General features: G+C 74.5%; 16 protein-coding genes and 1 pseudogene. 9 read left to right on the forward strand and 8 right to left on the reverse strand.

Annotated features, from left to right (window positions below; all coding sequences use genetic code 11):
• The first annotated feature begins 200 nt into the window (after positions 1-200).
• The 3 genes from ACFY3L_RS17245 to ACFY3L_RS17255 all read left to right on the forward strand — a co-directional run bounded on the left by ACFY3L_RS17245 (position 201) and on the right by ACFY3L_RS17255 (position 2,873).
• Positions 201-1,850 carry a hypothetical protein gene (locus ACFY3L_RS17245; RefSeq protein ID WP_389324158.1) on the forward strand — a complete coding sequence of 550 codons (1,650 nt, stop codon included), beginning with the start codon at positions 201-203 and terminating at the stop codon, positions 1,848-1,850.
• A gap of 124 nt (positions 1,851-1,974) precedes the next feature.
• Positions 1,975-2,430: a hypothetical protein gene (locus ACFY3L_RS17250; RefSeq protein ID WP_389324160.1), complete on the forward strand. Its 456-nt coding sequence runs from the start codon at positions 1,975-1,977 to the stop codon at positions 2,428-2,430.
• Entirely contained in the window at positions 2,385-2,873 is a 489-nt protein-coding gene (locus tag ACFY3L_RS17255; protein ID WP_389324163.1) for a hypothetical protein, read from the forward strand. Before ACFY3L_RS17250 ends, ACFY3L_RS17255 begins: the two co-directional genes overlap by 46 nt.
• Positions 2,874-3,050: 177 nt before the next feature.
• Here the strand turns inward: ACFY3L_RS17255 and ACFY3L_RS17260 are convergent, their stop codons facing one another.
• The 5 genes from ACFY3L_RS17260 to ACFY3L_RS17280 form a co-directional block, all read right to left on the reverse strand.
• Complete coding sequence (locus tag ACFY3L_RS17260; protein WP_389324166.1) at positions 3,051-3,176, reverse strand: hypothetical protein; 126 nt, start codon at positions 3,174-3,176, stop codon at positions 3,051-3,053.
• Positions 3,177-3,274: 98 nt separating this feature from the next.
• Positions 3,275-4,606, reverse strand: coding sequence for a VWA-like domain-containing protein (locus ACFY3L_RS17265; RefSeq protein ID WP_389324169.1), 1,332 nt, complete (start codon positions 4,604-4,606; stop codon positions 3,275-3,277).
• Entirely contained in the window at positions 4,606-5,790 is a 1,185-nt protein-coding gene (locus ACFY3L_RS17270; protein ID WP_389324172.1) for an AAA family ATPase, read from the reverse strand. The genes ACFY3L_RS17265 and ACFY3L_RS17270 overlap by 1 nt, the downstream gene beginning before the upstream one ends.
• Before the next feature lie 91 nt (positions 5,791-5,881).
• Positions 5,882-7,171 (reverse strand): hypothetical protein, encoded by a 1,290-nt coding sequence (locus ACFY3L_RS17275; RefSeq protein WP_389324174.1) that lies wholly within the window; start codon positions 7,169-7,171, stop codon positions 5,882-5,884.
• An 85-nt stretch (positions 7,172-7,256) separates the two neighbouring features.
• Positions 7,257-8,444, reverse strand: coding sequence for an MFS transporter (locus tag ACFY3L_RS17280; protein ID WP_389324176.1), 1,188 nt, complete (start codon positions 8,442-8,444; stop codon positions 7,257-7,259).
• Positions 8,445-8,607: 163 nt separating this feature from the next.
• Between ACFY3L_RS17280 and ACFY3L_RS17285 the strand changes: the two genes are divergently transcribed.
• Positions 8,608-8,754: a hypothetical protein gene (locus tag ACFY3L_RS17285; protein ID WP_389324178.1), complete on the forward strand. Its 147-nt coding sequence runs from the start codon at positions 8,608-8,610 to the stop codon at positions 8,752-8,754.
• A 24-nt stretch (positions 8,755-8,778) separates the two neighbouring features.
• Positions 8,779-9,897 carry a tetratricopeptide repeat protein gene (locus ACFY3L_RS17290; RefSeq protein ID WP_389324181.1) on the forward strand — a complete coding sequence of 373 codons (1,119 nt, stop codon included), beginning with the start codon at positions 8,779-8,781 and terminating at the stop codon, positions 9,895-9,897.
• A 49-nt stretch (positions 9,898-9,946) separates the two neighbouring features.
• Here ACFY3L_RS17290 and eccCb read toward each other — a convergent pair whose 3' ends face one another.
• From eccCb to ACFY3L_RS17305, 3 genes and pseudogenes are all read right to left on the reverse strand, one after another.
• Entirely contained in the window at positions 9,947-11,512 is a 1,566-nt protein-coding gene (gene eccCb / locus ACFY3L_RS17295; RefSeq protein WP_389324184.1) for a type VII secretion protein EccCb, read from the reverse strand.
• 511 nt (positions 11,513-12,023) lie between these two features.
• Positions 12,024-12,668: pseudogene (locus ACFY3L_RS17300) on the reverse strand (FtsK/SpoIIIE domain-containing protein); the annotation flags it as partial.
• Positions 12,669-13,062: 394 nt separating this feature from the next.
• Positions 13,063-13,608, reverse strand: coding sequence for a class IV adenylate cyclase (locus ACFY3L_RS17305; protein WP_389324186.1), 546 nt, complete (start codon positions 13,606-13,608; stop codon positions 13,063-13,065).
• Between the two features lie 35 nt (positions 13,609-13,643).
• On the opposite strand from ACFY3L_RS17305, the gene ACFY3L_RS17310 reads away from it, so the two are divergent.
• From ACFY3L_RS17310 to ACFY3L_RS17325, 4 genes are all read left to right on the forward strand, one after another.
• The gene (locus ACFY3L_RS17310) at positions 13,644-13,931 is read left to right on the forward strand and encodes a hypothetical protein (RefSeq protein WP_389324189.1); all 288 of its coding nucleotides are present in this window, start codon (positions 13,644-13,646) and stop codon (positions 13,929-13,931) included.
• A gap of 84 nt (positions 13,932-14,015) precedes the next feature.
• Complete coding sequence (locus tag ACFY3L_RS17315; protein ID WP_389324192.1) at positions 14,016-14,702, forward strand: hypothetical protein; 687 nt, start codon at positions 14,016-14,018, stop codon at positions 14,700-14,702.
• Positions 14,699-15,901, forward strand: a complete 1,203-nt coding sequence (locus tag ACFY3L_RS17320; protein WP_389324195.1) for a rhomboid-like protein — start codon at positions 14,699-14,701, stop codon at positions 15,899-15,901. Before ACFY3L_RS17315 ends, ACFY3L_RS17320 begins: the two co-directional genes overlap by 4 nt.
• A gap of 184 nt (positions 15,902-16,085) precedes the next feature.
• Positions 16,086-17,585 carry a nucleoside hydrolase-like domain-containing protein gene (locus ACFY3L_RS17325; RefSeq protein WP_389324198.1) on the forward strand — a complete coding sequence of 500 codons (1,500 nt, stop codon included), beginning with the start codon at positions 16,086-16,088 and terminating at the stop codon, positions 17,583-17,585.
• The last annotated feature ends 3 nt before the right edge of the window (positions 17,586-17,588 follow it).

Consider the following 17,588-nt stretch of genomic DNA (forward strand, 5'->3'; position numbering starts at 1 on the left):
CAGCAGCAGACCCAGGGCCGCGAGGAACAGTCGCGTCGATCTGCGTCGGGCTCGGTGCATGGACAACCTCCGATCGGGTGACAGCCGGCATCGACTTCCGCGCGGCGCGCCCCGAAGCGGTTTCGCAAAGGTTCCGACGCCGCGACCTGCGCCGCCGGCCGCTCGTTGAGCCCGCGGAGCCCACGCGAAGGAGGCGGTCGATGGATCTGCAGCACGCCGACGTGTACCGCTACTGCGTGGTGCTCGCGTGCGGTGACGAGTCCCTGGCGCGGTCGGCGACCGAGGCGGCGCCACCCGGCGCGGCGGGATTCGGGGCCGCGCGCGACGCGGTCAGGGAAGGGCTGCGGCAGCGCCCGGTGCCGGCCGCTCCGACGGGTGACGACGCCGCCCGGGCGCTGTATTCGGCGCGGCCCCTGATCGAGGAGCACCACTGGAACCTGCTCGCGTTGGTGGTGCCGGAGTACTCGGCGCGCCCGCGCCATCGCCAGGTCGACCTCACGGGGGTCGCCGCGGTCCTGGGCAAGAAGGCCGACGTCACCCGGAAGGCGGTCGACCGGCTGGTCGGGCCCGGTGGCCTGCTGGAGCTCGCGCTGTTCGCGGCCGCCGCCGCGGCGGACCCGTCGACCGGGTGCCCCGACCTGCCCGCCGTCATCGCCGCGGCCGGCACGAAGCGCCTGCGCCCCGCCGTCCGCAAGGCCGTGGCCGCGCACCTTCCCACGTGCGCGACGTGCACCTCGGCGCAGCGGGCCCGGCCCACCGCGCTCGCCGTGCTGAGCGAGTTCCCGCTGCCGGAGGCGCCCGCCGACCTCACCGAACCGGGCGACGTCCCGGACCCGGCCGGCCTCACGACACCTGACGTCCTGGTCTCAGCCGGCCTCACGGAACCTGACGGCCCGGACCCGGCCGGACTCACGGAACCTGACGGCCCGGACCCGGCCGGCCTCACGGAATCCGATGGCCCGGTTCCGGTCCCGGCCGCGCTCGGAGCACCGGACGTTCCGGCTCCGGCGGAGCACGCCGACCTCGCCACGCCTGCGCTTATGCCGGTTCCATCGCCGGTCCCTTCGCCGGTCCCTTGGCCGGTCTCTTCGCCGGTCGCGGAGCTCGATGCGGATGACATCACCGTCGAGCTGTCGCCCGGGCCTGAGCCGGCGGTGTATCGCACGACGCCCGCCGTCCCGGTGGCCCGGCTGCCGTTGCTGCGGCGGCCGCCCGTGCTGCTGGCGGTCGTCCTCCTCGTCCTGCTCGGCGGTGCCGCCGTCGCCGGCATCGCCGGCCTGCGGGGTGGGACGCCGAAAGGGCAGGCCGCGGCGAACAGCGCGACCACCCCGGCCGCACCGCCGTCCACGGTCGCGGCGCCGGGCGTGCTGGTGCCGGCTTCACCGAGCGCTGGTCGTACACCTGCCGCATCGGGACATGCGAAACCTTCGACGGCACCGTCGGCATCGCCGGCCGCCTCCGTGTCCGCCGCGGGTGGCGTGCCGCTCGTGCCCGCGGCGGACCGGCTCCGGGAGGTGCTGCCGCTGGTGGTGAAGGCGCCTGGGTGCCCGGGGCAGACGTTCGGCGGGTCGTGCTACTCGATCCAGCCCTTCACGCTGCCGCTGGAGGTGGCCGTGCCGGCCGGCTTCGACGAGGCGCGGCTGGCCGACGCGCTGCAGTGGACCGTTCGGACCGAAACGGTCCTCGGCCCGGTCGCGTTCCACGGCCGCGGCAACCACGCGCGGGTCAGGGTCACCGACAGCGGCCAGGCCACCCCGCCCACGGTGTGGGTCGTGCAGGCGGCGCTGACCGTCAACGGCCAGACCCACCTGAGCGACGAGGTCACCCTGCGGGTCTACGCGACCGCCTGAGAGCGACTACTGTCGATCGCATCGGAGCGGCTGCTCGACTCGATTCCGATGTCGGGCATCAACGGTGCTCAGCCGGCCAGATGGAGAAGGTCATGGACACCTGGGCCCACCCGGGCTTCACGGGATGAGCAGCACGCAGAGCCCGGTGCGGGTGCTGACGCCGGACGGCACGCAGGAGTGGACTCTCGACCGCGCCGAGACCGACGAGGCCGACGTGCTCGCCTTGGTGGCCCCCGACGGGCGGGAGTGGACGGCGACCGGGGTAAACCTGTTCCATGCGCTGACCGCGTTGCGGCTCCAGGTCGAGTCCGACGGCATCCGCCTGTGCTGCAACGGCGCCAGACGGGACGTCTACCCGTCCCCCATGGCCCTGGACATGGCGCGCGGCGAGATCGCCTACCTCCTCCGGCGCGGTCGCCGACCCTCCGTGCCCGGCAGCTTCGTCGCGACGCTCGATCCGGCCGACTGCGCCGACGTGGTCACCGTCGAGGAGCAGCGGGCCTGGCACGAGGACTGGCAGAAGACCGTCATCGGATGGCGCTGGCCGCTGTACGCATTGCTGAGCCTCGTCCGGCGCTGACTGTCTGGCAGGTGGCTGGTCAACAACGCTTGAAAGTTGTGGTGAACACTGTGAGCGATCGAGAAACCCCGATCATTACGCTGCGGGAGCGGTTGGCGGAGATCGCGGCCTCGCCCATGGCCGGGGCGTCCCTTGCCACGGCCGCGGACGACCTCAGGGCCGAAGACATACGGTTCAACCGATGGGTCTACGGAAGGAAGGGATCGGCGGGCACCGTCGCGATGTGGAACCTCGCCGCTCTGGCGGAAAAGCACCACGAACAGGTCGAGACAGCCTGGAACACGTTCCGGGCCGCGGCCACCGACGAGGTGCGGGATGCTCAGCAAACGGAGTTCGAAGCACTCCTGCGACGCGTGCACGCGGAGCAGCGGGAGATCATCACGACCGGTGTCAACACCTACCGGGATCCCGACATGCCAGAAGAAATCAACAACTGGGACTGAGCGTGTGAAGTGCGGGTCGCGGCGGGAAGAATCCGTTCAACTCGAGTCCGACGTCGAGCATCGAGGGTCCTCAACTATGTGTGCGGCGTGGGACGTGGCGGCCTGCCCGCCGCGGCCCACCTGGCTCATGCCAGCTGCGTCAGCTTTCCCAAGCTGACAGTGAGGGTTCGATTCCCTTCACCCGCTCCACGACAAAGGCCGCAGGTAGTGGATGAGTGACCCGTCGGGGCGGGCCAGGTCGATGCCGACGCCGTGGCGGGTCGCGAGCTCAGTCTCGGTCTTGAGCCCCTGATACGCGGACATTCCCTCACGGAATGAATCGGTGCCCGTCTCTGTCATGCGGAACTGATGCGACCGCGGGCGAACAGGCGCCAATCAAGCTGGCACGTCGTGGAATGCGGTCAACCTATGGACACCACCCTGGCCCACGGCGGCGGCACGATGGGCTCGACGTCCGAATCGTCCTCGTCCCAGCCCGTCTCCCGTGGGAACAGGCCGACCACGGTCCGGCACGGCGGGCGCACCTCGGGCCACGGCGTCTGCCCGTCGGTCAGTGCCACCACCACGTCCGGGCGGGGCGTCGTGCGCAGCGCCCGCTCGAACCCGGCCCGCAGGTCCGTCCCGCCGCCGCCGATCAGCGGGATCCCCTCGGCCCGGCACAGCGCGTGGACGAGCCCGGCCGCCGCGTCGCAGGACAGCACCCGGACCAGGTCGCGGCGGCCGCCGACGGCCCGGCCGATCGCGGCGACCTCCAGCAGCGCGCTGCCGAGCTCGGCGTCGCTGACCGAGCCCGACGTGTCGATGATGACGCTGACCTGCGGCGGGCGGCGGCGCAGGCTCGGCAGCACCACGCCGGGCAGTCCCGCGGAGCGCCGCGCGGGCCGCCCGTACGTGTAGTCGTCGCCGCCCGCCGCACCGGCCGCCGCGGCGCGGACCGCGGCGCCCAGCAGCTCCTGCCACGGCTGCGGCGGGTGGAACGCCACCTCCGCCCAGCGCAGCCAGCCCTTCGGCACGTCGCCGGGGCGCGCCCGGATCGCCTGCGCGACCCGGAACCGGACCGCGTCCAGCTCGTGGCCGCTGAGCCCGTGCGCGCCGTCCGGGCCGAGGTCCCACGGCCGTTCGAGACCGTCGGCGCCGCTGCCGCAGTCCAGCCACGCGAGGCCTCCCGTACGCGGCCCGAGCCGGAACTGCCGCAGGTAGTCCTCCATCAGCTCGCCGTCGCGCAGCCCCAGGTCGGCGGCGGCGACGGCGCCGGTGGGGCGGGCGAGGCCGTCGCCGTACACGTCGTCGTTGATCTCGCAGTCGGCGGCGATGTTCATCCGCAGCCGGTCGCCGGCGCCGTGCAGGTCGCGCTCCCGGGCGACCCGGTCGCCGCGGCCGTGGTGATCCCGTAGCAGGTGCGCCACCTCGTGGACCCACACGCCGGCGAGCTCCTCGACCGGGGTCTGCGCCACGAACGCCGGTGACGCGTAGCAGCGCCACTGCCGGTCGACGGCCATCGTCGGCACCCGCCGCGACTCGACCACGTGCAGCGCGAACAGTGCCGTCGCGAGGTACGGCCGGACCCGCGCGGCGAGCAGCCGCGCCGCGTACAGCTTCCCGGTGTCCAGTGCTCCGGTGCCCAGCGCTCCGGTGCCCAGCGCTCCAGTGTCCAGCGCCCCGGTGTCCACCTCGTCGTGGTCGAGCGCCACCGGGCTGAAGCCGCCGTGCGGCTTCGAGGCGTCGAGGGTCATCAGGCGGCCACCGCGCGCTGCGACAGCGACACCGCGCCGGCGAGCCGTTCGATCAGGTCGGGCACGTCCCAGTCGGCGCGGCGCTGCGCGGCGAGCGTCGACGCCGGCACCACCACGACGTCCGGGGCTCCGGTGTCGACGGCGGCGGCCAGGATCGCCCACGCCGCGTCCCAGCGTGCCTTCGACGGCTGCCGGCGGACCGCTTCGACGACGCCGTCGAGGGCCGCCTGCCGCAGGTCGCCGCGCTCCGGCAGTACCGCCGCGGCTGGGTCGGCGAGCAGCGCCTCCGGGTCCGGCAGGTCCATCCGGTCGAGGCTCGCGAGGAGCTCCAGCCCCGGGCCGTCGCCGACGGTGCCGCGGACCAGCATCGAGAGCACGTCGCGGGACGTGCCGGCGGCGACGGCGAACGCGGTCAGCCGCAGCGCCATGTCCCAGCTGCGCGGCGACGGCCACGGCCCGCCGCGGCGCGCCTCGCTGCCGGGCAGCTGGTGCACCAGCCGGGGCCGGGCGGTGAGCAGCCCGCACACGGCCCGGCGGGCGAACGCCACCGCCTCGGCCAGCCGCCCCGGGTCCAGTCGCGGCAGCGACGCGCGCGGCCAGGTGCCGCCGAGCCCGCGGACGACGACGTCGTGGTCGTGCACCCACTGCAGGTGCACGAAACGGTTCGCGAGGGGGGCGGACAGCTCCCACCCGTCAGCGGCGGACGACCGCGGGTTGGCGGCCGCCACGATCCGCACGCCCGGCGGCAACCGCAGGGCGCCGACGCGGCGCTCCAGCACCAGCCGCAGCAGCGCGGCCTGCACGGCCGGCGGCGCGGTGGACAGCTCGTCCAGGAAGAGCAGCCCGCGACCGGCGTGCACCAGGCGCACCGCCCAGTCCGGCGGGGCCATCGGCACGCCCTGCACCGCCGGGTCGTCGCCGACGACGGGCAGCCCCGAGAAGTCCGACGGCTCGTGCACGCTGGCGATGACGGTGGTCAGCGGCAGGTCGAGCGCCTCGGCGAGCTGGGTCAGGGCGGCCGTCTTGCCGATGCCGGGCTCGCCCCACAGCAGGACGGGCAGGTCGGCGGCGACGGCAAGGGTCAGCGCCTCCAGCTGCGTGTCGGTGCGCGGCTCCGTCGCGGTGTCGTGCAGCAGGGCGAGCAGCTCGGCGGCGACGTCGAGCTGGTCGGTGAACGTAGACATGAGGCATCACCTTTCGGGGAGAGGTCGTGGTCCGGCCTCCGGGTCGAAGGCCGGCGGTGGCACACGGTGCGTCAGCGGCGCGCGGGGTGGGTCAGCGGCGCGCGGTGCGGCGTTCGGGTGCGGGGCGGGTGCGGGCGAGGCCGGCGCGGAACAGCCCGTGCGCGACCTTGCGCAGGGCCGCGTCGTCGAGGGCTTCCCGCAGCGCGCCGTGCCGCAGCAGCGCATCGGGGCCGAGCAGCCCTTCGACGACGGCGAGCGCGCCTTCGGTGTCGCCGTGGTCGAGCCGGGCCCGCACGTCGGGCAGGCACTCCGGCCGGCGGTGCGCCTCGTCGATCGCCTGCAGGCACGCCAGCGGGGGCCCGCCGAGCGCCGCGAGCAGTTCCTCGCGCCGCACCTCGGCAGGGTCGTGGTCGAGCGCGACGAGCGTGCCGCCGACGAGCCCGATCCGGTGCAGGTCGCCCCGGCATTCGACGACCCTCGGTGTGCTCGGGTCGTCGTCGCGGCGGGTGTACGACGACGGTCGGCCGGGCACGAGCGCCGCCGCGACGAGCGGGTGCAGCCTGTCCGCGTCGATGAGCCCTTCGCGCAGCAGCTCCACGTCGGGCAGCACCCACGTCGCGGCGTCGGGCAGCACAGGCCCACCACCGCCGCGCCCACGGGCCCGCGTGACGCGAGGCTCGGCGCCGTCCGCGACGGTCACGACGAACCGGTGCCGGGCCCCGAGCCGCACGGTCACCGCACCGCCGGCCCGCCCGTCGGACCCCAGCAGGATCGCGGCCTCGTCGGCCCACCGGTCGACCGCCGCACCCTCGACCGCCACGGCCTCGCGGTTCTCCAAGGGCGGCGCTGGACCGGTGGCGCCGCGGCCGGCCCTGGCCCGCAGCTCCCCCGCCCTGCGCGCATCCCACAGGTGCCGGTGCAGGTCGAGCCGGAACCGCGGATCAGGATGCGGATGCGGATGCGGTACGCCGGTCCGCCGCGCCCCCTCCCACAGCGCAAGGCTGATCCGCTGCCCCGCACCCGCCCACGCCGGCGGCGTCCTGACCACCAGGTGCACCGGGCCGTGCCGGGCGAGGGAGACGGTCAGCCCCGGCCGCAGCAGGCCGTCGGGCGCGATCCGCGGCATGTGCCAGCGCAGCAGGTCGGGGGCGAGATGGCGCAGGTCGGCCCGGATCGACGCGGCCAGCGCCGCACCACCGGTCCGAGCCACTGCCTTGAGGTCGAGATCGACGTCGACCCGCGCCGCGGCACACGCCCCGGCCCAGTCACCGGCATGCCGGCGGGCGGTCGCTGACTCGATCATTGATTGCGGCACGGCGAACTCGCGCACGCGCTGCCAGAAGATGCGGCGGGTGTCCCCTGTCGCGTCATGGAAGTGCATCAGCACTCACCTTGCGCGGACGGGACCCCCAATCTACGACGTGAGGTAGTCATCGGCGCGAGCATACAACGATCCCCGCGCCGTGTCAGTCGACGCCCCGCTGACCGGCCGCGGCCGGGCCGTCCTGGACGCGGTGCACCAGCACGGTGGCGGCGGCGAGCAGGGCGACGGCGGCGGCGAACAGCAGCCACACCAGGCCGAGGGCCGTCGCCGCCGCGGCGAGCAGCGGGCCGGCCCACATGCCCGCCGTCATCGCGAAGGTCAGGGCGGCGTTGTAGCGGCCGCGGAGGGCGTCCGGGGCGAGGGCGTTGACCATCGCGGGCAGCGCGCCGGACAGCAGCAGCTCCCCGGCGCCCATGAGCACGGCGGCGAGCGGCAGCACGACCCAGGCCGGGCCGGTGACCGTGGCGCAGAGCAGCCAGGCGGCCGACCAGACCGCGGCTGTGGCGGCGACGAGTCGCGGTGGCGTCAGTCGTACACCGGCGTGCAACGCCAACGGGAGGCCGGCGACGATCGTGAGGCAGTTGGCGACGCTCGCCCACGACATGAGGTCCGGGTGTCCACTGTGGATGGCGAGGACGGGCAGTCCCGCGGTGTAGACGCCGTATCCGGCGGCGGAGGTGAGCACGGCGACGGCCAGCACGCGCAGCAGCCGCCGGTCGGCGAGCAGTGCGCGATACCCCGCGTCCGGCACCGTTTTCGTCCCGCGTCGCCCGCCGGTGTACGAGCCGCGCACGGCGACGATCGCGACCAGGCAGGTGCCGGCGGCGGCCCACCACAGCCACGGCAGGTCGGCGACGAGGACGGCCGCGGCGGAGCCGGCGCCCATGCCCGCGTTGAACAAGGCGAACTGCAGCGTGAACGTCCGGCCGTGCGCCTCCTCCGGGACGAGGCCGGCGATCAGGGTCGCGTACGCGGGCAGCGTCACCGCCCACCCGAACCCGACCGCGGCGACCGCGCACCCGAGCAGCAGCGGGTGCCCGCCGGCGGCGACGAGGACGAGGCCGCAGACGGTCGTGGCGAGGCCGGCGGTCATGGCGAGGCGGCCGCCGTGCCGGTCGGTGAGGACGCCGCTGAGCCAGTTGCCGGGGAAGCTGGCGAGGGCGAGCAGCGCGGTCATCGCGGTGGCGGCCGCGAGCGGGATGCCCTTGTCCGAGTGCAGCAGGATCACCAGGTACGGCTGGGTGAGCCCGATCCCGGCGGCCGACACGACATCGCCGAACAGCAGCCGCCGCAGCGCCACCGGCATGGTGCCCGCCTTCGTGTCCTGCATGGTTCGCTCCCGTACGGTCCCGGCCGGATTCGGCGACAGCCTGTGCGAGCGCGCTTGCCGTCGGCTTGAGGCCGGTGCTCCAAGTCCGTCACAAGTCCGGGCCAAGCCGGGGCCGCCACGCTCACGGGGCAAGCCTCACCACGAATCCTGAAGGAGCATTCCCATGCAGCGTTCTGTCATCGCCACGCCCGTGGTCCGCACGCAGGTGCGGGGCGCCGGTCTCGCCACCAACCACAGCCAGGCGGTCGCCGCCGCTGCGGTGCGGGGCCTGACGATCAACCACAGCCAGGCCGTCGCCCGGATCGTCTGAGCCACGGCAGCGGGTGGCGGAGCCATGACACCTGATCCCGTCGACGAGGCGGTCGCGCTGCACGACCTGGCGCTGTCCGCCTGGGACGAGCACCGCTACCCGCGGAGCATCGACCTGTGCCGGCGTGCCCTCGGCCTCCTCGAGGCGCACGCCGGCCCCGGCAGCCCAGACGTCGCGAACGTGCTCACCCTGCTCGGCAGCGCCCACGACGAGCTCGGCGAGCACGCGGCCGCCGAGGCGTACCACCGCCGCGCCACCGCCGTCATGGCCGCGCTGCCGTCCCGGCCGGACGTCCTGCTGCGGCTGCGCGTCCAGGCGGCCGTCGCCCTGGCCGGCAACCTGCGCCGCCAGGGCCGCTACGCCGCGGCGGAGCGGCTGCTGCACGCCGCGTGCGACGACGCGGCGCCCCGCTTCACCGACCTGGAGATGGTGCCGCTGCGCAACGAGCTCGGGGTGCTGTACAAGTTCGCGGGCCGCCACGACGACGCCCTCGCCCAGTACACCGCGGTGCGCACGGTGCTGGAGGCCGCCCACGGCCCGGACCATCCCGCGCTCGCCGCCGTCTGGCACAACCTCGCCGGCCTCGCCCACAGCCGCGACGACCTCGCGACCGCCGAGGCGTGCGCGCGACGCTCCCTCGCCCTGCACCGCGGCTGCTATCCGCCCGGCCACCCGGCCGTCGTCGCCGACGAGGCCCACCTCGCCGCGATCCTGCAGGCCCGTGGCGAGCCGGCGGAGGCGGAGCCGTTGCTGCGCAAGGCGATCGCCTACTTCACCGCCCGACACGGCCCCGACCACCCCGACGTCCTCACCAACCGGCACAACCTCGCCGCGGTCCTGGCCGCCCGCGACCCGGCCGCCGCGGCGGCGCTGTACACGGTCGTGCTGGCCGGGAAGCGCCGCACGTACGGCGCCTCGCATCCGGAGGTCGCGCTGACGCTGACCAACCTGGCCGCGCTCGCCGCCGCCCGGGGCGCCCCCGACGAGGCCCGCGCCCTGGCCGTGGAGGCGCACCGGATCCTCGCCCCGCAGGTCGCCGCCACCCACCCCGCCCTGGCGTCGGTGACGGCGTACCTCACCGTGAGCGGCGTCGGTCAGCCACCCGTCGCCGCGACGACGGTGCCGGCCACGACGGCGGCGTAGCCGGTGACCCGCATGCCGACGCGGCTTGGATCGCCGGGCCGGTGGCCGATCAGACCGGCGGGTGCCACGCCAGCTGGATGAGCCGGCGGCCGTGCCACCGGGACGCGTGCCAGCCGCGGCCGGGTGGCAGGGGCTGCGGCGTGATGCCGGCGAGCAGCGGTCCGTCCTCGCTGGCGCCGGACAGCACGATCGCCTGGGCCGACAGCTCCCGCAGGAGGGCGAGGACCGGCTCGTACAGCGCCCGGGCCGCGCCGCGGGTCCGGCGGGCGACGACGACGTGCAGGCCGATGTCGGCGGCCCGCGGCAGGAGGTCCATGAGGGCGGTCAGGGGGTTGGTGGCGGTGGCGACCAGGTCGTAGTCGTCGACGAGGAGGTACACCTCGGGGCCGCGCCACCGGCCGGGGTCGCGCAGCCGGTGGGTGAGCGCGGTGGCGACCTCGCGCAGCACCTGCTCGGCGGACTGGGGGCTGGTGCAGTGCCCGAGCAGGTGGGAGGGGGCGGCCGCGCCGAGGAGCTGGCGGCGGTAGTCGACGACGACGGTCCGGGCCTCCTCCGGCCGGTACGCGCGCTCGATGGAGCGGGCCAGGCCGCGCAGGAACGCGGTCTTGCCGGACTGCTCGTCGCCCAGGACGATCAGGTGCGGGTCCGCGTCGAAGTCGGCGACGACCGGCGCGAGGCCCAGCTGCTCGACGCCGATCGGGATCCGGCCGCGCCGCGGCTCGGGCAGCGCCTCGGCCGGCTGCCGCTCGGGCAGCGCCGCGACGGGCGGCGCCGGCTCGAACGGCCACGCCGCCCGGATGTCCGCCACCGCGGCGGCGAGGTCGCCGTCCCCGGTCAGCCGCGGCCGGGCGATCAGCAGCTGCAGGCGGTCGGCGGTGATGCCGCGGCCGGGCACGTCGTACGGGACGCGGGCGGCGGACCGCCGGTCGATCTCCGACTCGGCCGGGTCGCCCAGGCGCAGCTCGATCCTGCTGGTGACGGTCTCGCGGAAGGCCGGCCGCAGCTCCGCCCACCGCCGGGCCGTGACGGCGAGGCGGATGCCGTGGGCCGGACCGCGCCGGGCGAGATCGAGGAGCATCCACTCCAGGTCGTCGAGGTCCTGGCGGACCGCGCCCCAGTCGTCGACGAGCAGGTAGGCGCGGCGGCCGGCGGGCTCGCGGTCCAGGCGGGCGTGCAGCTCGCCGACGATCCGTGACGCGAGGTCGCGCCGGTGGCGGTCCGCGACGCCGGCGGTGTGCGGCAGGCCGGCCAGCGGGGCCAGGCCGGCGCCTCCGCCGGCCTCCAGGGCGTACAGGTGCGCCTCGGCCGGGGTGTACGTCAGGGCCAGCCCGAGCGCGAGCGTCTGCAGCGCGGTCGACTTCCCGCTGCGCGGACCGCCGACGATCACGATGTTGCCGTCGTCCGGCGGGACGGTGTGGACGTCGAAGCGCCGCTCGAACGGCCGGTCGACGCGAGCGACCGCCACCCCGCCGGGCCGCCGCGGTGCGGTCAGCCCGCGGTCGGGGCTTCTGGTGAGCGGGCCGATCAGTTCGCCGAGCGGCGGCGAGGCCGTCAGCGGCGGCAGCCACAGCTGGGGCGCGGGCCGGGCGGCGGCGCGCATCCGGTCGGCGAGCACCTCCGCCACGCTCGGCGGCCCGGGGGTCGAGGCCGCGCAGGACGCTCTCCCACCCGCCGTCGGCCGGCAGGTAGCGGTGGAACGTGACCGGCGCGAGGAACCGGACCGGCGTGCCGGTCCCGGCGCTCAGGTACCCGGCGCTCAGGTACCCGGCGCTCAGGTACCCGGCGCCGGGCTTCACAGGCAGGTCGTACGCGTCGGGCACGCCGATCACGGCGCGGCTCTCCTGCTTGGTGAACGTGCGCATCGCGATCCGCATCGGCAGGTAGGTGTCCAGGCCGCGCAGGCGGCCCTCCTCGAGCCGCTGCGACGCCAGCAGCTGGTGCACGCCGAGGGACCGGCCGACCCGCCCGACCTGCACGAACAGGTCGATGAGGTCGGGCCGGTCGGTGAGCAGCTCGGTGAACTCGTCGACGACGACGAACAGGCTCGGCGCCGGGACGGTCCGGTCCCGCGCCCGCCGGTCGAGCTCGCCGGCGACGGTGTCGAAGAAGCGCTCGAGCAGGTCCGGCGACTCGCCGACGCCGGTGATCATCGCCGCGACGTGCGGCAGGTCCGCGAACGGGCGGAAGGTGCCGCCGCCGTACCGGTCGACGAAGACGAAGTTGAGGTCCTCCGGGGAGTGCGTGACGGCGAGGGCGAGGATGACCGAGCGCAGCAGCTCCGACTTGCCCGACCCGGTGGCGCCCACGATCATGCAGTGCCGGCCCGTCTCGAAGTCGATCTCGACCGGTGCGCCGTCGGTCCCCACGCCGAGCGGCACGCGGAGCCGGCCACCGTCCGGCCGCGCCCGCCAGGCGCTCGCGGGGTCGAAGGCCCCGGGGTCGCCGAGGCCGAGCAGTTCCTCGAACCGCACCCGTCCGTCCCGGTCGTCGTCAGTGGCCGGTGGAGCGGGCACCAGCCGGGTGACGGCGTCCAGCACGGATCGCGCGGCGGCCACCACCTCGCCGGGCCCGAACTCGGCGGCGCCGGTCAGCACCCGCGCGATGGTGCGCAGGTCGCTGCCGGGCAGCAGCGCGAGCTCGCCCAGCTCGTGGACGGCCCGCAGCGCGTTCTCCACCGGGTGCCGGAGGTCGAGCGCCTCCCACGCCGCGGCGAGCCGGTCCGCCAGCGCCGGCCCCGGCTCGACCCGGGAAGCGCCCGCCAGCGCCGCCATCTGCTGAAGACGCTCGGCCCCGAACCGGGCGACCAGCGCCGACTGCAGCGACGCCCGCAGCCTCGGGTCGATCTCGTGGCGGCCGTCGACGGTACCGGCGAAGAGCGCGGACCGCAGCAGCCGCTCCTCACCTCCGGGCGGAAGCACCGGACCGGGGAACGCGTCGCGGATGCGGCGCAGCAGCCCGGCGTCCACGGCGACCGGGACGGCGGCGTGGCAGGCCAGCTCCAGAGCCCCGGCCGGCAGCTGGAGCCGGGCGGCGGCGAGCCGATCGGCCGTGGGTGGCGCGCCCACCCATGCCGCCGTCACCGTTCTGTCGCAGCGGAAGGCGGGGCTGAAGGCACGGCGTTACCGTAGCTCCCGTGCCCGCCGGCCACTGTCCCGCCGGACCGGCTCAGAAGAGCAGATCGCGGGCGCCGGGGTGCCGGGAGGCGGCCAGTTCTGCGTAGTTGCGGGTCTCCGCCGGGCCGATCAGGTCCGCCACCTGCCCGCGGGCGGCCGCGATCCGCGCCGGCGGGCCCTCGAACTCCGCGTACGTGCCGAGGCGGGGCAGCTCGTCGACCGCCACGACCAGGTCGTCCCGACGGAACTCGCGGCGGCGTTTCGCCAGGCGCCAGACCAGTTGGAGGCCCTGGTCGGCGAAGGCTGCCCGTACACCGGCCGGATCCGGCGAAGGGAACTCGACCTCGATGCGATGGTTGGTGCCGTCGGGGGCGTGGGTGCGGGGGCCCTTGAAGCCGGCCGTCGCGGTGGCGCCGGTGACCCGCAGGCGGGCGACGAGGTCCTGGGCGCGCAGCCGGCCGTCGGGGGTGTCGTAGTACTCGTCGAGCTGCTCCTGCGGCGGCGCGGCCCGGAAGCCGAGCGTTTCGAGCCGGGTGACGAGCGCGTCCGGGTCGGGCACGGGGTGTTTGCTCTCGACCTCGTCCACCCCGCCGGCCACGCGGCCCATGGTACGGCGTCCCTTATCCTGCGCGTATGATCCTTGTCGATGGGCAGTCCAACGAGCGGCTCGTCCTGGACGGCGCGTGGTTCGAGAAGCAGCGCGGCGGGCGCTCCGTCACCCGCAGCCCGGCGGCGACGTTCCGCGGGGCGCAGTGGAACGACATCGAGCGGCGGGTCAGCCTGTTCGGGCGGGAGAAGGAGCACCTGGTCCAGGTGACTCTGATGTTCGAGGGCACCGGCTTCGTCGGGTTCGTCACCGCCGCCGCCAACCGCCCGGCCCTCACCGCGCTCGTCGAGGCCCTGGAGCACGCCGCCCGCTGACCGTTCCGCACGCCGGTCGCGCGGTGGACCGAAGCCCACCGGCGGGGAGGGTTGCGTGCCGGGCGGGCTGGGTAGCCCGCGCGGATGGTGACTGGCGCGCGGTCGATCCTGCGAAGGTTCGCCGCACAGGGCCACGCACTGTTCGGGCCGGTGTACGAGGCGGTCCGGCGGCGCAGGTACGGCCGGTTGTGGCTGGGGCCGGCCGTCGCGGTGCTGGTGACGGTGCTGGCGATCGCCACGCGGACCAGGCTCGGGCATCCGGTCATCAGCCGGTATGCCATCACGCATCCCGGCGATCCGCTTCCGGCCGTCCTGCTGCGGCTGCCGCTGTCGCTGTTCGCGCCGGCCGCGCTGCTGCCGTTCTGGTTCGCGGTGATGCAGGTGCTGCTCGTATTCACCCTGACCCAGGCGGTGCTGGGCACGGTGCGGGCCGTCGCCGTCGCGATGGTGGGGCACAGCGTCGCCACCCTGTCCGCGCCGCTGTGGGTCGCCGCCGGGCCGCCGGTCGGGCTCGGGTCGCAGGTCGCCCACCTCGCCGATGCCGGTCCGTCGGCCGCGGTGGTGGCGGTGCTGGCGTACGCCGCGGTCCGCCTGCGTATCGGGTGGCTCGCGGCGGCGCTCCTGGCCTACCACGGCACTGAGGTCGTCACCGTGGGCGGACTGGCTTCCCGCGAGCACCTCGTCGCCACGATCACCGGTGTCCTGCTGGCGCTGATCCCGGACCGGCGGTACGCCGGCATCCCCGCGACGAGCGACCCGCCAGGGTCGTGATCCACCGGACGTGGCGGCACCAGCCCGCCCTCGTGCCGGCCCGGTACCTGCCCGGCGGCGACCTCGCCGCGGATCTTGCCGCGGGCGCGGGGCCGGTCGCGAAGGCGCGGGTGCTGCTGGTGGCGGCGGCTGGGCTACGACTGGCGCCGCTGTACGTGGCGGCGGTGGCCGGGATCAGCATCGGCATCGACGAGTTCGCCGGGCCGCAGGCGCGGACGCGGATCGTCGCGGCGAACTCCACCAACGTGGCCAACCTGGAGCAGCACCGGGTGTGGACGCTGTTCACCAGTGCGTTCGTGCTGGGTGGCGGGATCGAGCCGGTGCAGGTCGTGCTGCTGCTGCTGCTCACCGGGGCGGCCGAGCTGGTGTGGGGGCGGCGCCGGTTGGCCGAGGTGTTCCTGCTGACCCACGTGATCGCGAGCTGTCTGGTCTACGCGGTGCTGCAGGCAGGTCTGCGACACGGCTGGACCGGCCAGGAGGTGGCCCGGGCCGCCGATGTCGGGACCAGCTACGGCGCGCACGCCGTCGCCGCCGCCCTGGCGTGCAGCCTGCCGGTGCGGGCCCGGCGGGTGCTGGTGCCCGCGGTGCTGGTCCTCGTGGTGCTGCCGTTCGCCGACGCCAGGACCTTCACCAGCCTCGGGCATCTGCTGTCGACCCTGATCGGGCTGCTGGCGGGCTGGCAGCTGCGGCACCGCCCGCTCGCCGGACGGTTGCGCCGGCCGGGCGTGCAGCGCACCGACCGGCCCGCGCTCTACATCTTCGGCACGCCACAGCAAGCTCACGACGCGCTGGTCTTCGTGCTGCACCTGCGGGAGCAGCAGCGGATCCGCCTCGACGACGCCGTGGTCGCCTGGTCCGACGCTCCCGGCCCCGGGGCCGGCCGTCCTTACCGGATGCATGAACTGCAGACCCGCGACCTGGGCGTCCTCGACGGCGCGCTCGCCGGGGGCGCGTGGGGCATCGTGATCGGCACGCTCGCCGGGTGGCCGGTTGCCGGGCTGGTCGCCGGCGCCGCCGTGGCGGCGGCCGTGGCCGGGGTCCACGACACCGGGCTGTCCGACGCCGTCGTGGAGCGGGCGGCCCGCAGCGTCCCGGCGGGCCGGGCGGTCCTCGTCCTGCTCACCGCCCCGGCCGACCAGCCGCGCATCGCGGCGGTGCTCAGCCGCGCCGGTGGCATTCCGCTCTCTCCCGCGGAGTAGACCCGCCAGGTAGACGGCAGCGGTGCGGACACAAGGCCTTGACTCTCAACTTACGGCGCGGTTACGGTGCTGTTAGATATACATGCGTGGCTGAATATATATTCAGCACGCTTGCTCCCCCCTCCCGGCAGCCCCCAGCAACACGGGGCCGATGGCGGCTGCCCGACTCCGGAAGGAAGTGCCAATGCGAGCGAGAACGCTCCGCAGGTGCCTGGTCGCCGCGACGCTGGCGGTGACCCTGCCACTCACGGCCGCGACCGCCGCCCTGGCCGCCGACGAGGACGGCAACTCCCAGGGCCAGCAGTCCCAGGGCTCGTCGGTCACCAGGCCGCGCATCATCGTCTCGCAGGACGGCGAGGTGGACGACATGGACTCGTTCATCCGCTTCCTGTACTACTCGAACGAGTTCGACATCCAGGGCATCGTCTACTCGAGCTCGCAGTTCCACTACGCCGGCGACGGCGCGGGCGTACAGCCGTTCCGCTGGACCGGCACCGAGTGGCTCAACCACTACATCGACCTGTACGAGCAGATCTACCCGAACCTGCGCAAGCACGCGGACGGCTACCCGAGCCCCGCGAAGCTCCGCTCGCTGTACAAGATCGGAAACATCGACAACGTCAGCGAGATGGACAAGGTCACCGAGGGCTCCGAGTGGATCAAGAAGGTGATCCTCGACGACCAGCCCGGCCCGCTGTACATCCAGTCGTGGGGCGGCCTGAACACCACGGCACGGGCGCTGAAGTCCATCCAGGAGCAGTACCAGAACGACCGCCGGTGGCCGGAGATCCAGCGCAAGATCAGCCAGAAGGTCGTGATCTACAACATCCTGAACCAGGACTCGACCCTCAACGGCTACATCAAGCCCAACTGGCCCGACCTGAAGATCGTCGACAACCAGAGCCAGTTCTGGAGCTTCGCCTACCTCTGGACGCGCCAGGTGCCGGCCGCCAACCAGTACGCGCTCAAGGCCCCGTACATGGAGCAGAACTTCCTGACCGGGCACGGCTCGCTGCTGGAGCAGTACCGCACCTACCGCGACGGCAAGCCGACCCCCGGCGACGACCAGAACAACCGCTGGCGGCCGGAGCAGAACCTCACCTACGCCGTGCACGACTTCATCTCCGAGGGCGACTCCCCCTCGTTCATGTACCTGCTCGACTTCAACGGGCTGCGCTCGTCGGAGAGCCCGACCTACGGCGGCTGGGGCGGCCGGTTCACCACGAACGCCACCGGATGGATCGACACCACCGACGTCAACCCGGCCACCGGCGCGAACGACCGGGCCTACCCGCAGACCCGGTGGGTCGTCGACCTGCAGAACGACTTCGCGGCCCGCGCCGACTGGGGCGTCGCCTCGAAGTACAGCGACGCGAACCACAACCCGGTGGCCTCCGTCCGCGGAGGCCTGGACCTGCAGGCGAAGGCCGGCAGGACGCTGACCCTGCGCGGCCACGGCTCGGACCCGGACGGCGACAGCGTCACCTACCGCTGGTGGGAGTACACCGATGCCGACACCTACGCCGGCACGGTCGCGCTTTCGGGTGCGGACACGGCGACCACGTCGTTCACCGTCCCCGCCGACGCCAAGCCGGGTGACACCATCCACCTCGTCCTCGAGGTCACGGACAGCGGCACCCCCGCGCTCAAGCACTACCAGCGGGTCATCGTCACGGTGAAGTAGCCC

The organism is Dactylosporangium sp. NPDC000521 (assembly GCF_042898305.1).
Taxonomy (GTDB): Bacteria; Actinomycetota; Actinomycetes; order Mycobacteriales; family Micromonosporaceae; genus Dactylosporangium.

Coding starts and splice junctions, on each gene's coding strand:
- ACFY3L_RS17245 (WP_389324158.1), top strand. CDS start 201: ATGGATCTGCAGCACGCCGACGTGTACCGCTACTGCGTGGTGCTCGCG.
- ACFY3L_RS17275 (WP_389324174.1), bottom strand. CDS start 7,171: ATGCACTTCCATGACGCGACAGGGGACACCCGCCGCATCTTCTGGCAG.
- ACFY3L_RS17265 (WP_389324169.1), bottom strand. CDS start 4,606: ATGACCCTCGACGCCTCGAAGCCGCACGGCGGCTTCAGCCCGGTGGCG.
- ACFY3L_RS17315 (WP_389324192.1), top strand. CDS start 14,016: ATGGTGACTGGCGCGCGGTCGATCCTGCGAAGGTTCGCCGCACAGGGC.
- ACFY3L_RS17270 (WP_389324172.1), bottom strand. CDS start 5,790: ATGTCTACGTTCACCGACCAGCTCGACGTCGCCGCCGAGCTGCTCGCC.
- ACFY3L_RS17250 (WP_389324160.1), top strand. CDS start 1,975: ATGAGCAGCACGCAGAGCCCGGTGCGGGTGCTGACGCCGGACGGCACG.
- ACFY3L_RS17310 (WP_389324189.1), top strand. CDS start 13,644: ATGATCCTTGTCGATGGGCAGTCCAACGAGCGGCTCGTCCTGGACGGC.
- ACFY3L_RS17285 (WP_389324178.1), top strand. CDS start 8,608: ATGCAGCGTTCTGTCATCGCCACGCCCGTGGTCCGCACGCAGGTGCGG.
- ACFY3L_RS17325 (WP_389324198.1), top strand. CDS start 16,086: ATGCGAGCGAGAACGCTCCGCAGGTGCCTGGTCGCCGCGACGCTGGCG.
- ACFY3L_RS17290 (WP_389324181.1), top strand. CDS start 8,779: ATGACACCTGATCCCGTCGACGAGGCGGTCGCGCTGCACGACCTGGCG.
- ACFY3L_RS17280 (WP_389324176.1), bottom strand. CDS start 8,444: ATGCAGGACACGAAGGCGGGCACCATGCCGGTGGCGCTGCGGCGGCTG.
- ACFY3L_RS17260 (WP_389324166.1), bottom strand. CDS start 3,176: ATGTCCGCGTATCAGGGGCTCAAGACCGAGACTGAGCTCGCGACCCGC.
- ACFY3L_RS17255 (WP_389324163.1), top strand. CDS start 2,385: ATGGCGCTGGCCGCTGTACGCATTGCTGAGCCTCGTCCGGCGCTGACT.